1 protein-coding gene is annotated in these 379 nt (G+C 71.5%); it reads right to left on the bottom strand.

Annotated features, from left to right (window positions below; translation table 11 throughout):
- Nucleotides 1-62 precede the first annotated feature (62 nt).
- Nucleotides 63-379, bottom strand: a 317-nt coding sequence (locus JHD63_RS23180; RefSeq protein WP_198973154.1) for a delta-60 repeat domain-containing protein, incomplete at its 5' end; no start/stop codon positions are given.

Here is a 379-nt window from a genome sequence, read left to right as displayed (position 1 = left end):
CCCCCGGCCCCCCTCCCGCCCCCCGAGTCCACCGCCCCACCGGCCAAGCCCCGGTCTTTGCATTATCTTCCGGTCATACGCGATTTACTGTACGGTCTCGTGGGCTCGGAGTCGTGTATAAGTGACAGGCTGAGCACCTTGCCGTTGGCGCCGGGATTGAAGCCCGTGTCCAGCGATCCATCGGCGTTGAGGCGGGCCAGGCGGTTGCGCGTCTGGCCGCCCAGCTGGGTGAAAGCGCCCCCCACCAGTACCTGGCCCTGACACTGATACCCATCTGACGCTGCCGACGAACAGAGCATAGTGGCGGGGTCGGGGGGGCCAGGGGCGGTGAGGCGGGGGGGGGGGGGGCGGGGGGGGGGGGGGGGGGGGGGGGGGGGGG

The sequence above is a fragment of the Xylophilus sp. ASV27 genome (assembly GCF_016428875.1).
In the GTDB taxonomy this organism is placed as follows: Bacteria; Pseudomonadota; Gammaproteobacteria; order Burkholderiales; family Burkholderiaceae_C; genus Xylophilus.
The sequence above is the reverse complement of the archived record's forward strand: the minus strand, read 5'-3'. Positions and strand labels throughout refer to the sequence as shown.